Below are 20,073 nucleotides of genomic sequence, written 5' to 3'. Positions count from 1 at the left end.
GGTCTGATCGCCTGAACGGGGTGGTGACCTCCCGGTCTGATTTCCCGAACGGCATGGCGTCCTGCCGGATGTCGCCACGGTGCCGGTTGTTACGCGTGGTTCGTCAGATCCAGCACCCCGACCGTCTGGCCCCCACTCTTCTCACCCGTGAGCTGGAACCCGAGCTTCAGGTAGAAGCCCTCGGGCCCGTCCTCATCCGGCTCCCACGTGACGTACATCTGCGTGCCGCCACGACGCTTGACCTCGGCGGCCACCGATTCGACGGCGAAGCGGCCGACCCCGCGCCCCTGCGCGTCGGGTGTCACGTTGAGGCGCCACAAACCGGACCGGAAGTCGACGCCCTTGCCGTTCCAGTCGATGTCGAGGAAGGCCATGAGGAAGCCCACGGGACGGTCGCCGTCGAGGATGAGACGCGGCCAGGCCACCTGCGGGTGGACGTAGGCCTCGGCCAGCGACTTCACCACGGGTGAGACGAAGCGCTCTTGGTCGGGACTGACCTGCACCGCGAGGGCCATCTCGATGTTGGCAGGCGTGATGGGCACAAGGCGGAGGCTTCCAGTCATGCGAGAACAATAGGGGTCGAACGCGCGCGGTCATGCGCGGTCAGTGCCCCGGGGCGCGGGCGACGCCCCTTCGGGTGATCCCGATGAGGGAGGGGCGCCGCGTCGGCGGTGCCGGACGTGCGACGTCCGTTCAATGATCTTGCGCTTCGGCCGGACGGGCGAGGCCCCGTTCTCCCGGAGAGACGCCACCCGGCGCCGTGAACGCTCGGCGGATCCGGTGGTTCCGGACGACATGAGCGGGGCGCCGCGTCCTCCGGCGGACGCGGCGCCCCGCTCATGTCGTCCGGGCTCATGTGCCCTGCTCATGTGCCGAGCATGCGCCGGGCTCATATGCCGAGCTCATGTGCTCTGCTCATGTCGTCCGGGCTCATGTGCCGGGCTCAGGAGATCGCGGCTCCCACCAGCGCGCCGATGCCGTAGGTCACTGCGGCCGCCGCCGCGCCGAGCCCGAGCTGGCGGACCCCGCCGAACAGCGGTGACCGCTTGGTGAGCCGCGCCACCATCGCGCCCGTCCCGAACAGTGCGAACCCGGTCAGCCCGATCGACACGGCGGCCGAGGAGAGGCCCAGCAGGAACGGCAGCACGGGGATCAGCGCCCCGATCGCGAACGCCAGGAAGGACGACCCGGCGGCCACCCACGGTGAGGGCAGGTCGTCGGGATCCACCCCCAGCTCCTCACGGGCATGCACCCGCCAGGCGATCTCCGGGTCTTTGTGGAGTTGCCCGGCCACCTGTATGGCCAGCTCCGGCGTCAGCCCCCGCGACTCGTAGACCAGGGCGAGCTCGCGCTCCTCGGCCTCCGGGTTGCGGGAGATCTCCCTGCGCTCGACGTCGATCTCGGCCAGGGTGAGCTCTCGCTGGGAGACGACGGAGGTGTATTCCCCCGTCGCCATCGAAAAGGCGCCCGCGGCGAGCCCGGCCAGCCCGGTGACGGCGATCGCGGTGGCCGAGGCACCGCTGCCCACCACACCCGCCAACAGCGCGGCGTTGGACACCAGGCCGTCCATCACTCCGAAAACGGCGGGCCGCAGCCAGCCTCCGGTGACGTCGCGGTGGTGGGTGTGCAGCTCGGCGGTATGCGCGAGCACCGTCTACCTCCTGACGTCGATGACGAGACTGACCACGAAGAACACGAGCAGCAGCAGGCCGCCCACCACCGTGACGGCGCCGAGGGGCGCCAGGCCGGTCAGGGTGACGCCGAGCGTGACGGCGAGCGCCAGGACCACGGCTACTGCGATCTTCCAGTCGTCGCCGATGATGAAGTCGTACCAGAACCTGCCGAAACCCTTCAGGAATCTCATCGGGCCACGACCTCCTTTCGCTTGTTCTTGATACCGGGCAGCGTCCGCACCATCACCTGACCGACGATCACCCATGCCGCGAGCAGCGCGAGGATGGCCCAGTCGCCGCCAGGCCAGTGCAGGCTCTCGCCGCCGTCGGTGAACACGCCCAGTCCTTCGACGGCCCAGTACGCGCCGAACGACGCCAGCAGCAGGCCCACGCCGTATTTGAGGGTGTTCTCGGGCACCATCGCGAGAGGCTTGTGCAGGATCAGGCCGACGATCAGCACCAGAAGGCCCGCGACCACCGCGCCGCCGATGGCGGCGGTCATGTTGTCCGCGCTCAGGCCGAACGTGATCACGATGAACACGATCTCCACGCCTTCGAGGAACACTCCCTTGAACGAAACCACGAAGGCGAAGGTGTCGATGCCGAAGCGGCTGTTCGCCGCCGCCTGGCGTGCGGCGGCGGTCTGTGACGCGAACTCCTCCTCCTCGTCGTGCAGGGCTTTCAATTTCGACGATCGCAAGATCGCCTTGCGCAGCCACTGCAGTCCGAAGATCAGTAGCAGTGTGCCGACCACGAGTTGCAGCAGCGACTCGGGCATCCACGTTCTGAGCGCGTACCCCGCGGCGAAGGTGAACGCCACCAGCGCCGCCAGCGCCGCGAGCACGCCCGCGACGGCGGAGCGCCAGCCCCGGGTGACACCCATCGCCAGCACGATGGTCAACGCCTCGACGAACTCCACGATCGAGGCCACGAATACCGAGGCCACCAGGCCCCATGTCGCACCGGTCACCGGCGACTCCTTAGAAGTAACAGTTGTTTATTTGTATCAGATGTTTCATCAGATGTCCTGATCGTGTCAACGGGCGGTCTGGGATGCCGGCGGGCCGTGGCTCCACCGGGTGGCCGCGGTCGTGGCCACCTGGTCGAGGCCGCGGGAAAGCGCTGGTCATCGAGGTGAGTGCACCTGCCCTCCCTTCATGACGAAGGCCACCGCGCGCAGTGCCTCGATGTCGGTGAGCGGGTCGCCGTCCACGGCCACCAGGTCGGCCCACCTGCCCGGTTCGATGCTGCCCGTCCGGTCCTCGACGCCGATCACCGTGGCCGCGTTCACGGTCAGCGCGCGCAGCGCCTCGACGGGCGGCAGACCGCCGCCGACCATGGCGATCGGCTCGTCGGCGTTGGCGCCGTGCGCGCGCAGCGGCGTGCCGAGGTAGTCGGAACCGGTGGCGATCAGCACGCCCGCCTCGTACGCCCGGAGCAGGGACGGCCCCATGGCGGCGATGGCCTCGCGCTGCTTGCGCAGGCGCCACTCGGGCAGCCCGTGGCCTCCGTCGACCGTCCGCTGGAAGAAGGTCCGCAGGTCGAACGTCGGCACGTAGAAGGTGCCACGGGCGGCCATCTCGGCGACGCACTCGTCGTCGAGGTAGTAGCCGTGCTCGATGGAGTCGACGCCGGCGAGCACCGCGGTCAGCACGCCCGACGTGCCCTGTGCGTGGGAGGCCACCCTGCGGCCCAGCCGGTGCGCCTCGTCGACGATGGCGGTGATCTCCTCGGCGGTGAAGTGCGCGTCGTTGGGGTGGTCGCGCTCGGAGGACACCCCGCCCGTAGTGCAGATCTTGATGAAGTCGGCGCCGGCCCGGACCGCCTCTCGTACGGCCTGCCTGCACGCCCACGGACCGTCGGCGATCAGCGAGTCGGGCTGTGCGCGGGCCAGGTCCAGCGGCAGGTGGTGCGCGTCCGCGTGGCCGCCGGTCTGGCAGATCACCGGCCCCGCTGCGTGGATTCTCGGGCCGGGGATCGTGCCGTCGGCGACGAGGTCGCGAAGGTTGAGCGCGATGGCGCTGCCGCAGTCGCGGACCGTGGTGAACCCGGCCGTCAGCAAAGCCTCGCAGTCCTGGGCGGCACGCACGGCCAGGATCTCCCTGGAAGGCAGGTTGCGCCCCTCGGCATAGGAGCGCATTCCGGTCAGGTGCATGTGCACGTCGAGAAAACCGGGCAGGAGCGTCCGGTCGCCGAGGTCGATCACCTCGTCGCCGAGCAGTCCCGGGCCGACCTCGGTGATCACGTCGCCGCGCACCGCGACGTCGACGTCTTTCAGGGTCACCCCCTCGATCGCGTCGAAGAGTCTGGCCGCCCGTACCACCGTGGTTTTCATGATCAATCACCGTCTGTTCATTAGGGGAATCCGGGGGGAATGGAGGTCGGCGCCTTCCTCTTGTGATCAAGAGGTGGCCGATGGACCGATCCATGTCAGGGCATCGCGCCCACATTTCCAGCAGAAGAACTGATTTAGAACTTCTGTTAAAGGTAACAGTAGGGATAATGTAACACTTGCACTTATCTCGAAGCATCTCTCGCCGGAGGCGGCAGTGGAGACTGAATCCCCCATCACTGGACGCCGCGGCCTGCGTGGACTCCTGAGTGACCTCAACCCCCGCAACATCGAAGGTCCCCGGCTCCCGCTGACCGTGTTCTGCCTGGTGGCACTGTTGGCAGGCTGGGACGACACCGCACTTCAACTGGCACTTCCCGAGATCAAAGAGGATTTCGGGCTCTCGGTCACGATGCTGGGCGTCATCGGCACGATCACGCTGATCGTGACCAACGCCGCGGGACTCCCGCTCGGATACTTGACCGACCGGGTCCCCAAACGCGTGCGACTCGTCCAGTTCGGCCAGATAGCGGCCAACCTGGGAGACGTCATCCAGGCGCTGGCCCCCAACGTGGGCCTGCTCATCGTGGGCCGGACGCTCGGCGGGGTGAGCAGGCTGCCGAACGACGTGGCCCAGGTCCCGCTGCTGTCCGACTACTACCTTCCGTCCTCACGCGGGCGGGTCATCGCGCTGCTGCGGATGGCCGGCGGCATCGGCAGCCTGCTGGCCGCGCCGATCGCCGGTTACACGGTCACGGTGTACGGCTGGCGCACGGCCACGCTGATGCTGGCCGTCATGGCGACCACCGTCGCCTGCCTGACCTTCCTGCTGCGCGAGCCCCGCCGCGGGGCGGCCGACCGGGCCGAGGCCGACCGGGCCGAGGCAGCCGACAGGGCCGTCGCGGTCGGACGGTCCGAAGTCGCCGACGGGGCCGTCGCGGTCGAGCGGCCCGCCACGGAGGAAAGGCCGCCGCCGCGGTTCTGGGAGGGAATCCGGGTCGCCTGGTCCATCAGGACCCTGCGAATCCTGGCCATCAGCAGCTTCGTGTATTCGATCATAACCGGACTGGTCGGCATGGTCGCGTCCCTGATGGCGAAGCAGGATTTCTCCCTCGATCCGTTCCAGCGCTCGCTGGTGCTGGAGGGGCAGATGATCCTCGGGCTGCTGGTGGTCCCGTTCGCCGGTGTGCTGGCCGACCGCTTCATGAAACGGCGTCCCGCCCTGCTGGCCGCCATGCAGGGCGTGTGCACCCTCAGCATCGGCTGTCTGGTCCTGGCCCTGGGGCTGTTCCCCTCGGTCCCGGTCTACATCGGGGTCAACCTGCTGTTCTCGATGATCGCCGGCGCTCAGGTGCCGTCCTTCATCATCCTCATCACCCAGGTGCTCCCCGCCCGGCATCGAGGCGTCGGCCTGCAGCTCACCGCGCCCTTCCAGCTCGCCGGCGGGGTGCTGAGTCCCGCCCTGCTGGCGCTGACCGAGGGCATGCCGTTGCGCTACACCCTGCTCAGCCTCGTCCCGGTGGTCGTCGTCGCCGGCCTCATCCAGTTCACCGCCATGCGCTCGGTCGCCGGGGACATCCGCGCGTCCAGGGAGATGGCGTGAGCCGGGGTCGTCCGTACCGTCGGGGAGTCATCCGTGCCGCCGGAGACCCCGCGTGAGAGGGTCAGGCCTCCCCGGTGCCCGTGGTCCGTTCGTAGACGTCGTTCTCGAACTCTTCGAGGAGGGTCTCGCAGGTCGCCAGCCACTGCTCGCACTCGGCCCTGCCGGAGCCGCCGAACCAGTCACGCTCCACGACCTTGCCGAACCACCGGTGGATCTTCTCCAGATCCTGCCTGATCTCCTCGGCCTCCTCGAAGGTGTAGTTGTCGCGGAAGCGCTCGAACTCGATCTCCTTGACGAACTTGGTCTGGCACTCCTCGATGATCTCGTCGTATTCCTTGCCCGCCATCTCCCTGAAGCTCTGGATGAGCGTGGCGTCCTGCTCCTCGTCGCCGAGGGGCACCTGGAAGAAGTAGGAGGTGCCTTCCAGCGAATGGATGCGCTGCCTGATCTGCAGCAGGTCCTCGCCGACCGTGCCGACGTCGGGCAGGACGCAGACGGCCTGCTGCAGATAGAGGGCGCCCAGGCGTTTGAGCTCTCGCCAGACGGAGACGCGCACGCGGGAGGGCTCGCTGGGGACCTTGTAGGTGAGCAGCAGCCAGGTGCTGGGCAGCCGCGGCTCCGCGGGCGCCACGACCGGGCGCGACTGCTTCTTCCTGGCGCCGCTCTTCTCGGTGGGAGCCTTCTTCTGCGATGGTCCGCGAACCGTCGGGCTCATACACACTCCTTCAACCGGGAGTGTTCAACTCTATCGCCAGCACCTGATCGCACGGCCGGGAAGCGTGTCGAGGACCGTTTCGCCGTCGCGCACCACGTGCTGTCCGCCGACCAGCACGTGCGCGTAACCCGTCGACGGCCTGGTGCTGGCCGCGTAGGTGGCCTGGTCGCTGACCTCCTCCGGGGAGAAGACGACCAGGTCGGCGTCACAACCGGCCTGGATCCTGCCCTTGCGCCGCATGGCCGGCACCGACCCCTCAAGCACCTGGGCCGGCAGCAGGCTGCACCGCCGTACCGCCTCCAGCAGAGAGAGCGCGCCGGTCTCACGGACGTAGCGACGCAGGACCTTGGAGAAGGTGCCGGCCGTACGAGGATGGGTGACGGCGCCCGGCGGCAGCGGCCAGGTCATCGGGTCGGGCTGTTCGTCTCCCGTCCACGTCAGCGGCATGGCGTCGGAGCCGATCACGGTGTCCTGGCTGAGCAGCGCGCGGTCGATGAAGGCATGGTCGGCCTGGACGTTCTCGTCGAGGAAGTGGACGATCGCCAGGCCGCCCGGGTCGGCGGCGCGCAGCTCACGCAGCCGTGCGGCGTCGGCCACCCGCTCCCCGGTCGGCACGTAGGTGATCGAGCTCGGCCCGATGCCCCGGGTGTGCAGGGCCTCGGGGGCGAGAAAGGCCGCGCCGACGCCGGTCATGCCCGCGCCGTACGGGTAGGCCTCGGTCGAGATCCTGGCACCCTCGGCGCGGACCTTGTCGACCAGCGTCAGCACCCGGTCCACCTGGCGCAGGGACGTGCTGTTGATGTGGCAGTAGTGCATGTGGGCCCCGGTGGCCGCGGCCGCCCGCACCACCTCCTCGGCGCCGTCGATCGGAATGTCGGGGACCTGGTCGACCAGGTCGCGGGCGTGGGTATAGGTGGGCATGCCCGCCTCGGCGGCGAGTCCGGCCACAGACAGATACTCCTCGGGGGCGACACGCGGGGCGTAGCCGACGAGCAGGCCGATTCCCAGAGCGCCGGCGGCGAGGTCGTGACGGATCAGCTCGAACAGTGCGTCGAGTTGGCGCGAGGTCGCTTCGCGCTGCCAGGCGGGGTTGCCGAGGTTGCGCAGCCCGGCGTCGAGGCCGCCGCCCGGCGGGAGCCCGCCGACGGCCGTCATCCTGGCCTGCGCCCAGGAGGCGGAGAACCCGTAGTTGAGCGGGCGGCCCTGGGCGGCGGCCACGTCGTAGGCCTCGGCGACCGGGAAGACGCCCGCCTCCAGGTCGAGGACCGTTGTCACGCCGTCGAGTGCCTGAAGGCGGTGACCGGCGATGGTGTGTGAGTGGCTGTGCAGGTCGATCCAGCCGGGGGCGAGGACGAGCCCGGCGACGTCGAGCGTCCGGTGGCCTTCGAGCGCGTCCGGCGACACCGCCGTGATGGTCCCGCCGGTCACGCCGACGTTCGCGACCGCGTCGTGGCCGGTCTCCGGGTCGAGCACCCTGGCTCCCGCCAGCACCAGATCATGGGTCTTCGTGGTCATGGCGTCACCACAGGGACGGCGCCGACGCGGGCTTTCGTCCGTGACGACGGAAACGGGCGGGGCTTCTCGTCCGTCCGGACCATCCCGGCCACGCCTTTCACGGGGTCGCCTTTCACAGGGTTTCCTTTCACGAGGGTGCCTTTCACAGGGAGGCCTTGAGGCCCGAACCGCAGAGCGGCGCCACGATCGTTCCGCCGATGACCAGGGGCGAGCCCTCGGCGCGCAGCCGCCTCACGGCCGCGTAGGAGACGGCGCCCGTCGGCTCGACCCACAGGCCCCGGGCGGCGAGCGCGGCGTGAGCCTCGGCGATCTCGTCCTCGCCGACCGTGACGAAGGCGCCGTGGCTGTCCTCGACGGCTGCGAGGATCCGCGATCCTCTGGCCGGATCGGCGATGGCGATGCCCTCGGCGAGGGTGTGGCCGGGCTGTACCGGTTCGGGCTCGTCGCGCCCCGCCGTCCAGGCCTCGGCCAGCGGGGCGCAGAGCTCGGACTGGACGGCGACGATGCGCGGGACGCGGTCGATCACCCCGGCGGCACGAAGCTCGGCGAAGCCACGATGGGCGCCCAGCACGAGCGTGCCGTTCCCCGCGGGCAGCACCAACGTCGCGGGTACGGCGCCGCCGAGCTGCTCGAAGATCTCCAGTGCGTAGGTCTTGGTGCCCTCGTGGAAGTAGGGGTTGTACACATGGCTGGCGTAGAAGGCGCCGCTCTCCTCCACGCGGGCGGCGGCGGCCGTCGCCGTGTCCTCGCGCGAGCCCTCGACCACGGTGACCTCGGCGCCGTGCCCCCTGATCTGGTGCAGCTTCTTCTCGCTGGTTCCGGCGGGGACGAAGATCTCCGCCGCGATGCCGGCGCGGGCCGCGTAGGCGGCCACCGCGGTGCCGGCGTTGCCGCTGCTGTCGGCGACCAGCCTGCTCGCGTTGAGCGCCCTGGCCAGCGCCACCAGCACGACCGCGCCTCTGTCCTTGAAGGAACCGGTGGGGGAGGCGAACTCCAGCTTCAGGTGCATCCCGCCGTCCTCCTCGATCAGCGGGGTGTCGCCCTCGCCGAGGGTGATGTCGCGCCAGGGCAGATCGCCGGCGTCCAGGTAGCGCCACATCGACCGGCCCCCGGCACGCGGTGGCCACGTCACGGCGCCGAGCGGCAGGTCGAGCAGGCCCCCGCAGTCGCAGCGCCAGCGGTCGGCCGTCGGGGCGTAGGAGCTTCCGCAACGGCATTCGTAGGGAACGATCACGGGACCTTCTCTCTGAAGTAACATCTGCTACATTGAAACACATATTTCATATTAAGGAGTAACGACATGCCAGGCCCCATAGCCCTCGTCGGGCAGAACGACATCGACACCCGCGCGGAAATCGACAGTCACCTGCTCGAACGGTCCGGCGGGAACGAGGTGCTCGTCGTTCCCACGGCCACCGTGGAGTGGCCCAGGGATCGCGCCACCGAGCTTCTGAACCAACGCGTCGGGTTCTACGAGGAGAAGCTCGGGACCAAGGTCACCGTGCCGGAGGTGTTCAGCCGGGAGGACGCCCACGACCCGGCGAACGTCCAGGCCGTCGAGAAGGCGAACTACATCTTCCTGACCGGCGGGCGGCCCAAGCCGCTGGCCGCGATCCTGCGTGGCACCCCGTTCTGGCAGGCGATCATGGACCGGTGGCAGGCGGGCGCCGTGCTGGCCGGTGAGTCCGCCGGTGCCGTGGTGCTCACCGAATATGTGATCGACTCGGAGGGGGTGGGCAAGGGCGGCAAGGGACCGGCCGTCCCCGATCCCTACTGGTACACCTACGAGGCGACGGGTCTCGGTCTGCTGCCGGGCATGCGGGTGGTGCCCCACAGCGACACCGCCAAGGGCCAGTGGATGCTGACCTCCATGCTCGCCGCGACCCCCATCCACGTCCCGATCCTCGCCGTGCCCGAGAACGCCGGCGTCGTCCGGGGGCCGGACGGCGGCTGGGTCACCATCGGCGCGCCGGGGGTCGTCGTCTTCCACAAGGGCGCCCACCACTCACTCGACGCCCTCGACGCCGTCGAGCCGAACCCCGAGGCGGGGATCTGAATGACCGACCTCGACACCCTGCGCGGACGCCTTGAGAAGCTGCTCGCCGTCCGTGCGCCCGAGCTCGGCGTGCCCGGCGCCACGGTGGCCGTCTACCAGGCGGGTGCGGAGTTCCACCTCTGCCACGGCGTCACCTCCACCGAGAACCCGCTGCCCGTCACCGAGGACACCCTCTTCTCGATCGGCTCGGTGACCAAGACCTACACGGCCACCGCCATCGTGCGGCTGGCCGGGCTCGGCAAGGTGGAGCTGGACGCCCCCGTCACCCGCTACGTCCCCGAGCTCGCGCTCAAGGAAACCAAGATCACCGTCCTCCAGCTGCTCAACCACACCGCCGGGTTCAACGGCGGCGACGGCGCGGGCGGGCCCTCCAGGGACGACGGCGCGCTGGCGGCCTTCGTGGACAGGATGGCGCGGCTGGAGCAGGTCTTCTCGCCCGGCAGGGTCGTCTCCTACAACAACGCCGCGTTCTGCCTGGCCGGGCGGGTCATCGAGAAGGTGACGGGCAAGACCTACGAGGCGGCGATCAAGGAGCTGGTGTTCGACCGCGCGGGGCTGCGCAACAGCTTCTTCGACGTCGCCGACGTGATCACCCGCAGGTTCGCGGTCGGGCACGGGAACAAGGGCGCGGACGACGGGTCCACCGCGGTCATCCACTCCTGGCACATGGAGCGTGACCGGGCGGCCGCGGGAGGCGTCTTCTGCGACATCAGGGACCTGCTCGCCTACGGCAGGCACCACCTCGACGACGAGGACCTCGCGTTGATGCGGCTGCCCTCCACCGACCTGCCCTACGACGACACGCAGATGGGCCTGTCATGGACGCTGCGCGACTTCGAAGGCGGCCGGGTCGTCCAGCACACGGGAGGCACCGTCTGCGGGGCGGCGGTCCTGCAACTCGTCCCCGAGCGCGACGTCGCGGTCGCCGTGACCGTCAACACCATCGGCACGGGGTCGGTCACCCTGCTGCGGGAGATCGAGGAGCTGATCCTTGAGGACCACCTCGGCCTGGTGCCCGCGGTGCCGAAGCCGGTGAGCCTGACGGCGGAGGAACTGGCCGAGTACGCGGGTACCTACGACCGCGGCGACGGCCACCTGCTCGTGGTGCGCCCCGACGGCGACCGCCTGGAGGTCCTCAGGGAGTACTCCGAAGCGATCATCGCCCGATACCGGGCGCTCAAGCCCGACCTGGTCATCCCCGTCCAGGAACCTCTCACGCTCATCCCGCTCGCGGGCGACGCCTTCTTCCAGGCCGGCCGCTCCGGGCGCCAGCCCGACGGCACGTTCGTCAGGCTGGCCGACGGCAAGATCGTGGGGGTGCGCTGGTCGCACCGGGTGGCCCGGCGCATCGCGTAGGAACGCGCATGGCCCTCGGATTCCTCCGAGGGCCATGCCCCAACATCACGGGATCACGGTCACGGAGCCGGATCGAAGGTGAAGTCCAGCCGCACGTCCGTCAGCGTCACCGGGCGGCCGTGCATGAAGTCCCTGATCGCGTCGAAGACCTCGGGCATGTTGTGCACCGTCTGATGCGCGGCGTTCTCGGCGAGGATGAGATGACTGTCGGAGAAACCCTTCATGACGGCGAGCGCGTTGGTCTCCGGCGTACGCCCGTCGAGCGTGCCGTTCATGAACAGAGCCGGTACGGCGGAGCTGACCGGAGCCCTGAACGCGTCTCCCAGGTCCGGCCCGCCGATCGCCTGGCCGATGTGGGGGAAGGGGAAGTTCATCAGGTCGTCCAGGAGCGACGTCTCCCGCTCGATCCTTCGCAGCCGCTCCGCCGTGGCCCCCGAGGCGCAGTCCATGACCAGCGCCATCAGGTTGTCGACCGGTGCCGTCCGCATCTTCCTGACGTGCCCGGCCCACCAGGCGAAGTCGCCGGAGTCCATGGCCAGGAAGAGCTTGGGCAGCATCTTCAGGAACGGGTGGAAGCCCATCCCCGTCGCCGTGAGGGCCTTGACGTCGAACTCCCCGATCACCAGGCCGTCGACCACGGCGGGTTCCTTGCTCAGACGCTCGAACACCCTGCTCATCAGGCCCAGCAGGTCGGGCACCCGCCCGTCCAGCTCGGGCGCCGCCGCCGCGAGCTCGGCGAGCCTTCCCAGGTGGCGGTCGGTGGCACTCGGCAGCTTGTAGGTGTCGTCCGGTCCCTCGACCCCGTAGACGAGGCTGCGGTCGACCCGCTCGCCGTGCCGGCGGATCACCGACAGCGACAGGTGGGAGCCGTAGGAGCCTCCGGAGGTGCGGAAGGTGTCGTAACCGAGCGCCTCCATCAACTCCGCGACGTCGTCGGCGTTCTCCTCGGTGGTGTAACCGTCGAGGTCGGTGCCCCGCTCCCGCCAGAAGGCCGCGGTCTCCGCCGCCTTGGCCAGGTGCTCGGCGAGATACTCCTCGCGGGTGACCAGCCGGTCCAGCGGCAGGTCGAGCCTGAAGGGTCCGGTCAGGTTGGGCCTCGACAGCCCGACGCCGCGCTGGTCGAGGGCGATCACGTCGCCGAACTCCAGGAAGCACAGGTAGCGATCGGGCTGCGACGCCCAGGTGCTCAGCCCCGACCCGCCGGGGCCGCCCTCCAGGTAGACCAGCGGCGGCCCGGGGTTGGGAGAGGTGCTCCGGATACGGGCGAAGGCCAGCTCGATCGTCCTGGACCCGGCCACGTGACGGTTCTCGGGCACGGGGAACCACCCGGCCTCGCAGGGGACCCGGGTGCGGCCGTCGTTGCTGATCAGGACGTGCGGATGGATTCTCAAGGGATCACTCCTTCGGCGAGCAGTCGCCAGTTGACGTTGCTTCCCGACAACAGCAGCCCGGTGCGGGCGCCGTCGCGCAACTCGCGGTGGACCGACAGCGCGGCCAGGCCCACCGCGGCCGACGGCTCGACGACGACCCTCAGCGTACGGACCACCTCGCCCAGCGCGGTGTGGATGGCCTCCTCGCCGACGGTGAGGACACGCACCCCCGCCTCGGCGATCACCGCGAGGTTGACCTCGCCCGGTTTCGGGGCGGTGAGGCCGTCGGCGATGGTGGAGATCACAGGCGGCGCGACGGGCCGTCCGGCCGCGAGCGAGCGCACGATGCCGTCGGCGCCCGACGGCTGCACCCCGACGACCTCGACGGACGAGCCCGCCGTACGGGCCGCCATGATCGCACCGGCCAGCAGCCCGCCGCCCGAGCACGGCACCAGCAGGCGCTCCAGATCGGGGTGGTCCTCCAGCAGTTCGAGCGTCGCGGTCGCCGCACCCGCGATGACCATGGGGTCGTCGAAGGGGTGCACGAAGGTCAGGCCACGCTCGGCCCGCAGGGCCTCGGCGCGTTCGAAGGCGACCGCCGAACCGGTGACGCCGTCCTTGACCACGGTCGCGCCGAGCGCCGCGACGGCGGCCAGCTTCTCGGGTACCGCCTTCTCCGGCATCACCACGGTGAGCTCGACACCGAGTTCGCGGCAGGCGTGTGCCGCGCCCAGCGCGGCATTGCCCGCGCTGACCGTGACGAGCCCCGCCGACAGCGCTCCGGGCGGCAGGGTGGTGATCCTGTACAGCGCGCCGCGCACCTTGAAGGAGCCGGTGAGCTGCAGACACTCGGCCTTGGCCAGCGTCGGGCAGCCGGTCAGCGCGTCCAGGGCGGCCGAACCGAGCACGGGGGTGCGGACCACGCGGCCCAGCAGCGCGCTCCGCGCCCCCCGTACGTCGCCGGTCGTCGGAAGTCTCACGACGCCCCGGATGAGGGCGGGTAGAAGGCGATGGCCTCGATCTCCACCAGCGCGCCCGGATGAAGCTGGACGCCGAAGGCGGAGCGGGCGGGGTACGGCCGGGTGAAGTACTCCTCGTAGAGGGCGTTCAGCGCCGACCAGTCGGCGATCGAGGCCAGGAACACCTGGCACTTCACGACGTCGTCGCGGCCCAAGCCGTGCTCGGCGAGTACGGCGTCCAGGTTGGCCAGCGCCTGCCGCGTCTGCGCGTCAAGACCTTCGGGGAGCGTGCCGTCGGGGTGAAAGCCGAGCTGACCCGAGACGAACAGCAGGTCACCGGCTCGCCGGGCGGAGGAGTACGGAGCAGGAGGTCTAGGCATGTCAGGGACTGTAATCGCCCCCGTCGGCCATGAATCTCGTACGTCCGGCCAGACTTCGGACCCGGTTGTCGGACTATCCGCACAACGGACTGGTTGTTGCCATGAATCAGATGACGATCCCCTCGACTCCATCGATTTCCTCGATCCCCTCGATTCCTCCTCTTCCTCCGATGAGCCTGCGGCTGGTCGCCGAGCAGGCCGGCCTTGACGTGCTGGCCGCCCCGCGCGGCCTGGACGTGGAGGTCGGCGCGCCCGCCATCCTCGACCCGTCGGCGGGTGCGGTCGTGCTGGCCGTCGGGGTGGACACGCCCTCGGCCAGAGCCGACCTGCTGCGCGCGCTCGGCGCGGCGGGCGCGGCGGCGGCCGTCTTCCGGCCGCCGGTGGAGCCGGGCACGCTCACGGAGGCAGAGCGGGCCGGGGTCGCGCTGCTGACCGCCGATCACACGCTCTCCTGGGGCCGCCTCCACACCTCGCTCCAGGCCGCCTCCGACCTCGGTCCGCACGAGCCGCTCGACGACCTGTTCCAGCTGGCCGACACCGTCGCCGCCACCGTCGGCGGCGCCACCACGATCGAGGATCCGCACGGCCGGGTCCTGGCCTACTCCAACCTCGGCCATCCGACCGACCCACCCAGGCGGCAGGTCATCCTGGAGCGGCGGGTGCCGGGTGAGTGGGTCAGGAACCTGCGGGACGCCGGAGTGTTCCACCGCCTGTGGCGGAGCGAGGAGGTGGTGAAGGTCACGGTCTTCGACGCTCCCGGTTACCGCCCGCGGCTCGCCGTCGCCGTGCGGGCCGGGGGCGAGCCGCTGGGCAGCGTCTGGGTGGTGGAGGGCGAGCAGCCGCTGGGCGTCGAGGCCGAACGCGCGTTGCGCTCGGCCGCCGACCTCGTCGCGCTCGACCTGCTCAGCTCCCGCGCCGTGACCCATGCCCGCAGACGCGGGGACGCCGCGCTGCTCGCCGTACTCGACGGCCGCGCGGCGAGCCTGCTCACCAGGGAGGCCCTGGGCATCGCCCCGGTGGGCGAGATGACCGTCATCGCCTTCGCTCCCGAGAGCCCGGGCATGGACGGCTCGGCCGAGGAGGTCGCCGCCGCGCGGCGCGTCGCCGACTTCGTCACGCTCACGGCCGCCGCCTACCACCGCCGCGTGGCCTGTTCGGCGAGTGGCGGGCGCGCCTACGCGCTGGTGGGCGACGTGGACCTGGCGCGCGAACTCGCCGGGAAGGTGGTCGATCGAGCGACGGCCACCCTGCGGCTGGCCGTGCGCGCGGGCATCGGCGCCGCCGTGAGCGACCTGGCCGGGGTCGTCGCCTCCCGCCGCGAGGCAGACCAGGTGCTCGACCTGCTGGCGGGCGGGACGGGGCCCGCCGTCGCGGGAATCGACGACGTGCGGGCGAGAGTCACGATCGAGGGACTGCGGGACCTCCTGCGGGAGCACCCGGAGTTCCACGGGCTGCGCGAGGGCGGGCTCACCGCGCTCGCCGCCCAGGACGCGGAGAAGGGCACCTCCTGGGTGGCGACCGTTCGCGCCTATCTCGACGCCTTCGGTGACGTCACGGTGGCCGCCGATCGCGTCGGCGTGCACCCCAACACCTTCCGATACCGACTCAAACGCATCAACGAGGTCTTCGGCCTGGATCTGTCCGACCCCGACGAGCGGCTGGTCGTCACCCTGCAGCTACGGCTCACCTGACGACCGGCACCACAACGGGGACCGGAGGATCAGACGTCGTTCAGCGCGTGGCGGGGGGCCTGCCCGACCTCAGACGAGCCGCCAGGCGAGGAGCCCCTCGGGCGCGTCGACCTGGACGAACCCCGCCCCGACCAGCTCCCCTTCGATCGTCTTCCAGGTGGGACGGTAGGCGTGGCCGACGATCTCCTCCTCGCTGACCACCCTGTCGTCCTCGGTGATCCGATAGAGGTAGCGGGCCTTGCACGACTCCTCCTCCGACTCGAGGATCTCCGACAGAGCCGTGTAGGTGTGCCGGCCCACCTGACGGGAGTCCAGCTCATGGAGAGGACGCGGCGCCGGGGGACCGCCGTCGCGCCAGGTGAAGACCAGCAGGCCACCGGGTTCGAGCTGGGCAGCCAGCACCGGCCAGAGCCGCTTGCGGTAGTCCGGCTCCAGGGCGTACATCACGTTGATCATCACCATGGCCTCGACCGGCTCGGCCAGGTTCATGCTCAGCGCGTCGCAGGGAAGCACGGTCACGCGCTTGAGCAGCTCCGGACGCGCGCTCAGCCGGGACAGCAACATCCCGCGCATACCGGCCGAGGGCTCGAGCGCGAAGATCTCGGCCGGTGTCCAGTCGGCCAGTGACGTGGTGATCAGACCGCTTCCCGCACCGATCTCCAGGATGCTCCGCCGTACCCCGGTGAGCAGCGGGGGCAACGACATACGGATTCCCGGCACGTGCCCGTTCTCATGGAACAGGTCATAGAAGGGGAGGGCGATGAAGTCCGTCATGGCGCGCCACGCTACCGCGACTCCGTCGACCGCCGTCACCGGGATTCGACGCCGTCTCCCACCGTGGACGGACGACGATGGAAGGTGAGGAGCACCACCGCGGCCGCCACCGCGATGGTCGCGACGCCGTTGCCGAACGCCCACCACACCGCCCGGTCGCGGACCAGCTCGCCGGACACGGCGGGATCCCGGAAGACGGGATTGACCTGGGTGATGAGGACGACCTTCGCGATCACGGCGACCACGACGAAGCCGATCGCGCCGTTCCAGGCCCGGCGCACCCGAGCCGGTGCGCCGCGGCCGAATCGTACGCGCAGGACGATCATCAGGATGACGCAGAAAGGCGCCCAGGGCAGGTAGTAGTAGACAGGACTTCCCACGGCGAACTCACCGACGAAGGTGCCCGGCCGGGGATTGGCGATCAACTGGGGGTTGGTGACGAGTCCCTCGTAGAGGTTGCCGAACAGCCACATGCACAGCAACGCCGTCAGAGTCACCGAGAGCGACCTCGTACGCTCCAGGAATTCCGGGCTCACCGCGACAACTCCTTACTGACGTTCCCGTGGGCCGTCGGCTTCGCCGGGGACACCTTCGGGCGGGTGGGCCAGGCCGGGCGCCGAAGGGCAGGCGTCTCAGCGTTCGGGCAGGGTGGGATGCGGGGCCGTGGGAGCGATGTCGACCATGGTGCTGATGAGGGCCCACCGTTCGTGGTCGCGCCAGGCGCCGTCGATGAACAGGAGTTCGGGGGAGTAGCCCTCCTGGTGGAAGCCGCTTCTCCGGATCAGCTTCAGGGAGGCGTGGTTGCCGGGCTGGATCTGGGCCTCCAGCCGGTGGAGCCGCAACTGCTCGAAGGCATAGCGCACCACCAGGTCGAGTCCTTCGGACATGTATCCCTGGCCGGCGGTGGGCGCGAAGGCCGCGTAGCCGAGAGAGCCGTTCTGGAAACGCCCGCGGATGATGCTGTTGATGTTGACCATGCCGGCGATGGCCCCGGTGCTCCGTAGGCAGACCAGCAGCGACTCCTCGCCGGGCTGCTCGTATCGCGCGAGGTAGGTCTGGAACTCCCGTGGGGTGGAGGGCAGGGACATCCACGGGTGGTGCAGTTCGGCACTGGTGTTCACCAGGTCGAGGAACTCGCTCTGATCGCCGGCGGCGAGCGGGCGCAGGGTCACCCTGCGGGAATCGTCCGTCTGGCCGGCCAGGAACGCCTCGACCGCCGCCTCAGTCTCCCTGACCGCCTGGATTCCGTCATTTTGGGTCATAGGCGGCACGGTATCGGGCACCCGCCCGATCCTCCCAACCGATCATGCCCCGGGCTCGGCGGCGTGAGCCAGGGGGACTCTTCGGCCCGACGTTCGGCTTGGCCGCCCTGTGGCCGGCCGGTCCTCGGAAGCCGGAGCACGGTCGCCCGGTCAGGGAGGCGGCGGCCGTGCCGATCGATCAGTCGGGCTCGGAGCCGGAGGCTGCGCCTGCGCGACCCTGGAGTCGCCAGTGCGATCCGGAGAGCTTGCCGGGGTTCATCATCCACATGAGCTGATCGATGCCCTGCGCGGAGGCGCTTATGGTCAGGAGGGCGACGATGGTCTCACCCTGTGAGATCAGCACACCCGGCTGCCCGTTCGCCTCGACCCATGTGATCGCCGTACCGGGCCAGAATCGTGACGAGAACGCCGCGACGAACCTCGCGACGCGCGTACGGCCGGCCACCGGGATCCGCGCGGCATCGCGCACGGCTCCCCCGCCGTCCGAGTAGCTGACGACGTCCGCGGCGAAGAGCTCTTCCAGGGCGGCGAAGTCGCCCTTCTGGGCCGCGGCGAGAAAAGCCTTCAAGAGACGTCGGTGCGCGGACGAACTCACCGGAGTGCGGCGCTCGGTGGCGATGTGTTTGCGCGCGCGGCTGACGAGCTGCCGGGTGTTCGCCTCGCTCAGCTGAAGGATGGTCGCGATCTGGCCGTACGGGTAGTCGAACGATTCCCGGAGAACGTACGCCGCCCGTTCCGTGGGCGGGAGTTTCTCCAGGAGAAGCAGGACCGCGAGTTCCAGCTCCTCGCCCCGTTCGGCTCTGGCCTCGGGGTCGGCGCCGGTGTCCACCGGGTCGGGAAGCCAGGGGCCGATGTACGTCTCACGCCGCTTCCGGGCGGACTGGGCGACGTTGATCGCCAGTCGCGTCGTCGTCGTCGCGAGAAACGCCGCCGGATCCATGACGACCGTGCGGTCTGTGCTCTGCCACCGCACCCAGACCTCCTGCACGATGTCCTCGGCCTCCGCGGAGCTGCCGAGCAGGCGGTAGGCGATGCCGAAGAGCCGGGGACGCAGGCCGTTGAAGCTCGAAGCGGCCTGATCGAGGGCATTCGCCGCCTGCGGGTCTTCTGGGTGCATGATCGCGACTGCCTCCCCCGGCTCCCTGGCTCTGACGTTCGCCCAGCCTATAAGGGCTGGTCGATGGCCTGTTCGCCGGAAGGCCCGCGAGCTATCCCTGTGCCGTCAGAACGCGATGGACGGTCAGCCAGGTGCGTCCGGAACACCGCTGTTCCACTTCCTCGCGGGTCAGCCATTCCGCCCGCGTGGATTCGGACCGCGGATCCGGCCGCGTGGGCATGCCCCGCTCCGTCAGCCGCGCCTCGTACATCACCATGAACGTCAGCGGCCCGTACGGATGGCCGGCCGGTACGGGAGCCGTCAGCCGGATGCGGTGCCAGGCGAGGACCGACAGCCGATCGGCCTCCAGGACCAGCCCGGTCTCCTCGGCGAGTTCCCGGATCGCGGCCTCCACGGGTGATTCCTCCGCCTCGACGTGCCCACCGGGGAGGTCCCAGCCACGTCCCTTTCGGTCGACGTACGTCAGCAGGGTCCGGCCGAGGTCGTCGACGACGAAGACGAAGGCGGTGGTGATCTGGTCGACCGGTGGGAGATCCCGGGTGAGGACGATCTCCAGTCGGTGCGGCACCGGGATCCAGGGCACGGTCTGAACGGCGATCACTTGGTCGGTCACGCCGGTAGCATGCCAGCTCGCGTCAGGAGCGGGCCAGGCCGGATCATTCCTCGTCGGCGGGCAGGGTGAAGAGGCGGATGTACAGGGGCCGCGCGTCCGGCGGAGCCTCCTCCGGCCGGCGGTGGTACTTCATCAGCAGCGCGATGTAGGCCTCGTAGAACTCCTCCAGCTCCGCCCCGGTCATCCAGCTGAAGCCGCGCGAGCCCCTGGCCCACTCGGGATCGCGCAGGTAGGCCGCGGGGAAGCGCTCGAACAGCTCACGATCCTCGTCCATGCCGATCCGATGGAACTCGGCGAGCGCGGGACGGTCCTCGGGGGCGAGCCGGTCGGGCGTCGGGAGCCGCATGTCCGTGGGGCCGGCCTTGCGCCACCAGCGCTCCCTGCCGGTCGAGCGCTCGGGGATCTCCTCGATGAAGCCGCATTTCTCAAGCAGGCGCAGGTGGTAGCTGGTCGTGCCCGTCTTGGCGTTGAGCACCTCGCCGAGCGTCGTCGAGGTCGCGGGGCCGTGCACGTTGAGGTGACGCAGCATGAGCCGTCGCAGGGGGTGGGCCAGCGCTTTGAGCTTCGCCGGATCGTCGAGCATGAACGACTCTTCATCCTTCATGATGACCAGCCTAGTCCTGCCGAATGATATCTGCAGACAAGTCTTTGCCGAAA

At 69.8% G+C, this 20,073-nt stretch carries 21 protein-coding genes; 4 read left to right on the top strand and 17 right to left on the bottom strand.

The genetic code is table 11. The annotated features are described in order from the left end of the window. Positions 1-89: 89 nt before the first annotated feature. The 5 genes from J2853_RS33760 to J2853_RS33740 all read right to left on the bottom strand — a co-directional run bounded on the left by J2853_RS33760 (position 90) and on the right by J2853_RS33740 (position 4,008). Positions 90-563, bottom strand: coding sequence for a GNAT family N-acetyltransferase (locus tag J2853_RS33760; RefSeq protein ID WP_307564753.1), 474 nt, complete (start codon positions 561-563; stop codon positions 90-92). Between the two features lie 380 nt (positions 564-943). Further along, entirely contained in the window at positions 944-1,651 is a 708-nt protein-coding gene (locus tag J2853_RS33755; RefSeq protein WP_307564752.1) for a VIT1/CCC1 transporter family protein, read from the bottom strand. Positions 1,652-1,654: 3 nt separating this feature from the next. Then, positions 1,655-1,864, bottom strand: coding sequence for a hypothetical protein (locus J2853_RS33750; protein WP_307564751.1), 210 nt, complete (start codon positions 1,862-1,864; stop codon positions 1,655-1,657). Further along, complete coding sequence (locus tag J2853_RS33745) at positions 1,861-2,643, bottom strand: COG4280 domain-containing protein (RefSeq protein WP_307564750.1); 783 nt, start codon at positions 2,641-2,643, stop codon at positions 1,861-1,863. Before J2853_RS33745 ends, J2853_RS33750 begins: the two co-directional genes overlap by 4 nt. 156 nt (positions 2,644-2,799) lie before the next feature. Further along, positions 2,800-4,008 carry a metal-dependent hydrolase family protein gene (locus J2853_RS33740; protein ID WP_307564749.1) on the bottom strand — a complete coding sequence of 403 codons (1,209 nt, stop codon included), beginning with the start codon at positions 4,006-4,008 and terminating at the stop codon, positions 2,800-2,802. 214 nt (positions 4,009-4,222) lie between these two features. Here J2853_RS33740 and J2853_RS33735 point away from each other — a divergent pair, with 214 nt between their 5' ends. After that, on the top strand, positions 4,223-5,608 hold the full coding sequence (locus J2853_RS33735) for an MFS transporter (RefSeq protein ID WP_307564748.1): 1,386 nt from the start codon (positions 4,223-4,225) through the stop codon (positions 5,606-5,608). A gap of 61 nt (positions 5,609-5,669) precedes the next feature. Here J2853_RS33735 and J2853_RS33730 read toward each other — a convergent pair whose 3' ends face one another. From J2853_RS33730 to J2853_RS33720, 3 genes are all read right to left on the bottom strand, one after another. Next, positions 5,670-6,323 carry a Chromate resistance protein ChrB gene (locus J2853_RS33730; RefSeq protein ID WP_307564747.1) on the bottom strand — a complete coding sequence of 218 codons (654 nt, stop codon included), beginning with the start codon at positions 6,321-6,323 and terminating at the stop codon, positions 5,670-5,672. A gap of 30 nt (positions 6,324-6,353) precedes the next feature. Then, positions 6,354-7,838 (bottom strand): amidohydrolase family protein, encoded by a 1,485-nt coding sequence (locus J2853_RS33725; protein ID WP_307564746.1) that lies wholly within the window; start codon positions 7,836-7,838, stop codon positions 6,354-6,356. Between the two features lie 142 nt (positions 7,839-7,980). Continuing rightward, positions 7,981-9,072: a threonine synthase gene (locus tag J2853_RS33720; RefSeq protein WP_307564745.1), complete on the bottom strand. Its 1,092-nt coding sequence runs from the start codon at positions 9,070-9,072 to the stop codon at positions 7,981-7,983. Positions 9,073-9,138: 66 nt separating this feature from the next. Between J2853_RS33720 and J2853_RS33715 the strand changes: the two genes are divergently transcribed. Continuing rightward, positions 9,139-9,894: a Type 1 glutamine amidotransferase-like domain-containing protein gene (locus tag J2853_RS33715; RefSeq protein ID WP_307564744.1), complete on the top strand. Its 756-nt coding sequence runs from the start codon at positions 9,139-9,141 to the stop codon at positions 9,892-9,894. Next, positions 9,895-11,250, top strand: a complete 1,356-nt coding sequence (locus J2853_RS33710; RefSeq protein WP_307564743.1) for a serine hydrolase — start codon at positions 9,895-9,897, stop codon at positions 11,248-11,250. A 59-nt stretch (positions 11,251-11,309) separates the two neighbouring features. On the opposite strand, the gene J2853_RS33705 is transcribed toward J2853_RS33710, so the two are convergent. From J2853_RS33705 to J2853_RS33695, 3 genes are read right to left on the bottom strand one after another with little or no spacing between them, the layout of a single operon-like run. Continuing rightward, the gene (locus tag J2853_RS33705) at positions 11,310-12,641 is read right to left on the bottom strand and encodes an alpha/beta fold hydrolase (protein ID WP_307564742.1); all 1,332 of its coding nucleotides are present in this window, start codon (positions 12,639-12,641) and stop codon (positions 11,310-11,312) included. Further along, a complete protein-coding gene (locus J2853_RS33700) occupies positions 12,638-13,600 on the bottom strand; it encodes a threonine ammonia-lyase (protein ID WP_307564741.1) in 963 nt (320 codons plus the stop codon). Before J2853_RS33700 ends, J2853_RS33705 begins: the two co-directional genes overlap by 4 nt. Next, positions 13,597-13,959: a RidA family protein gene (locus J2853_RS33695; protein WP_307564740.1), complete on the bottom strand. Its 363-nt coding sequence runs from the start codon at positions 13,957-13,959 to the stop codon at positions 13,597-13,599. The genes J2853_RS33700 and J2853_RS33695 overlap by 4 nt, the downstream gene beginning before the upstream one ends. Before the next feature lie 170 nt (positions 13,960-14,129). Here J2853_RS33695 and J2853_RS33690 point away from each other — a divergent pair, with 170 nt between their 5' ends. Next, the gene (locus J2853_RS33690) at positions 14,130-15,650 is read left to right on the top strand and encodes a PucR family transcriptional regulator (RefSeq protein WP_307564739.1); all 1,521 of its coding nucleotides are present in this window, start codon (positions 14,130-14,132) and stop codon (positions 15,648-15,650) included. Between the two features lie 69 nt (positions 15,651-15,719). Here the strand turns inward: J2853_RS33690 and J2853_RS33685 are convergent, their stop codons facing one another. The 6 genes from J2853_RS33685 to J2853_RS33660 all read right to left on the bottom strand — a co-directional run bounded on the left by J2853_RS33685 (position 15,720) and on the right by J2853_RS33660 (position 20,020). Next, positions 15,720-16,424, bottom strand: coding sequence for a class I SAM-dependent methyltransferase (locus tag J2853_RS33685; protein ID WP_307564738.1), 705 nt, complete (start codon positions 16,422-16,424; stop codon positions 15,720-15,722). A gap of 35 nt (positions 16,425-16,459) precedes the next feature. Continuing rightward, the gene (locus tag J2853_RS33680; protein ID WP_307564737.1) at positions 16,460-16,960 is read right to left on the bottom strand and encodes a hypothetical protein; all 501 of its coding nucleotides are present in this window, start codon (positions 16,958-16,960) and stop codon (positions 16,460-16,462) included. A 96-nt stretch (positions 16,961-17,056) separates the two neighbouring features. After that, positions 17,057-17,686, bottom strand: coding sequence for a GNAT family N-acetyltransferase (locus J2853_RS33675; protein WP_307564736.1), 630 nt, complete (start codon positions 17,684-17,686; stop codon positions 17,057-17,059). Positions 17,687-17,864: 178 nt separating this feature from the next. After that, on the bottom strand, positions 17,865-18,803 hold the full coding sequence (locus tag J2853_RS33670) for an RNA polymerase sigma-70 factor (protein WP_307564735.1): 939 nt from the start codon (positions 18,801-18,803) through the stop codon (positions 17,865-17,867). Between the two features lie 91 nt (positions 18,804-18,894). Next, entirely contained in the window at positions 18,895-19,416 is a 522-nt protein-coding gene (locus J2853_RS33665; RefSeq protein ID WP_307564734.1) for an NUDIX hydrolase, read from the bottom strand. Between the two features lie 43 nt (positions 19,417-19,459). Continuing rightward, on the bottom strand, positions 19,460-20,020 hold the full coding sequence (locus J2853_RS33660) for an ArsR/SmtB family transcription factor (protein ID WP_307564733.1): 561 nt from the start codon (positions 20,018-20,020) through the stop codon (positions 19,460-19,462). Positions 20,021-20,073: the final 53 nt, after the last annotated feature.

The sequence above is a fragment of the Streptosporangium lutulentum genome (assembly GCF_030811455.1).
Lineage (GTDB): Bacteria > Actinomycetota > Actinomycetes > Streptosporangiales > Streptosporangiaceae > Streptosporangium > Streptosporangium lutulentum.
This window is presented reverse-complemented; position numbering and strand designations above follow the sequence as displayed.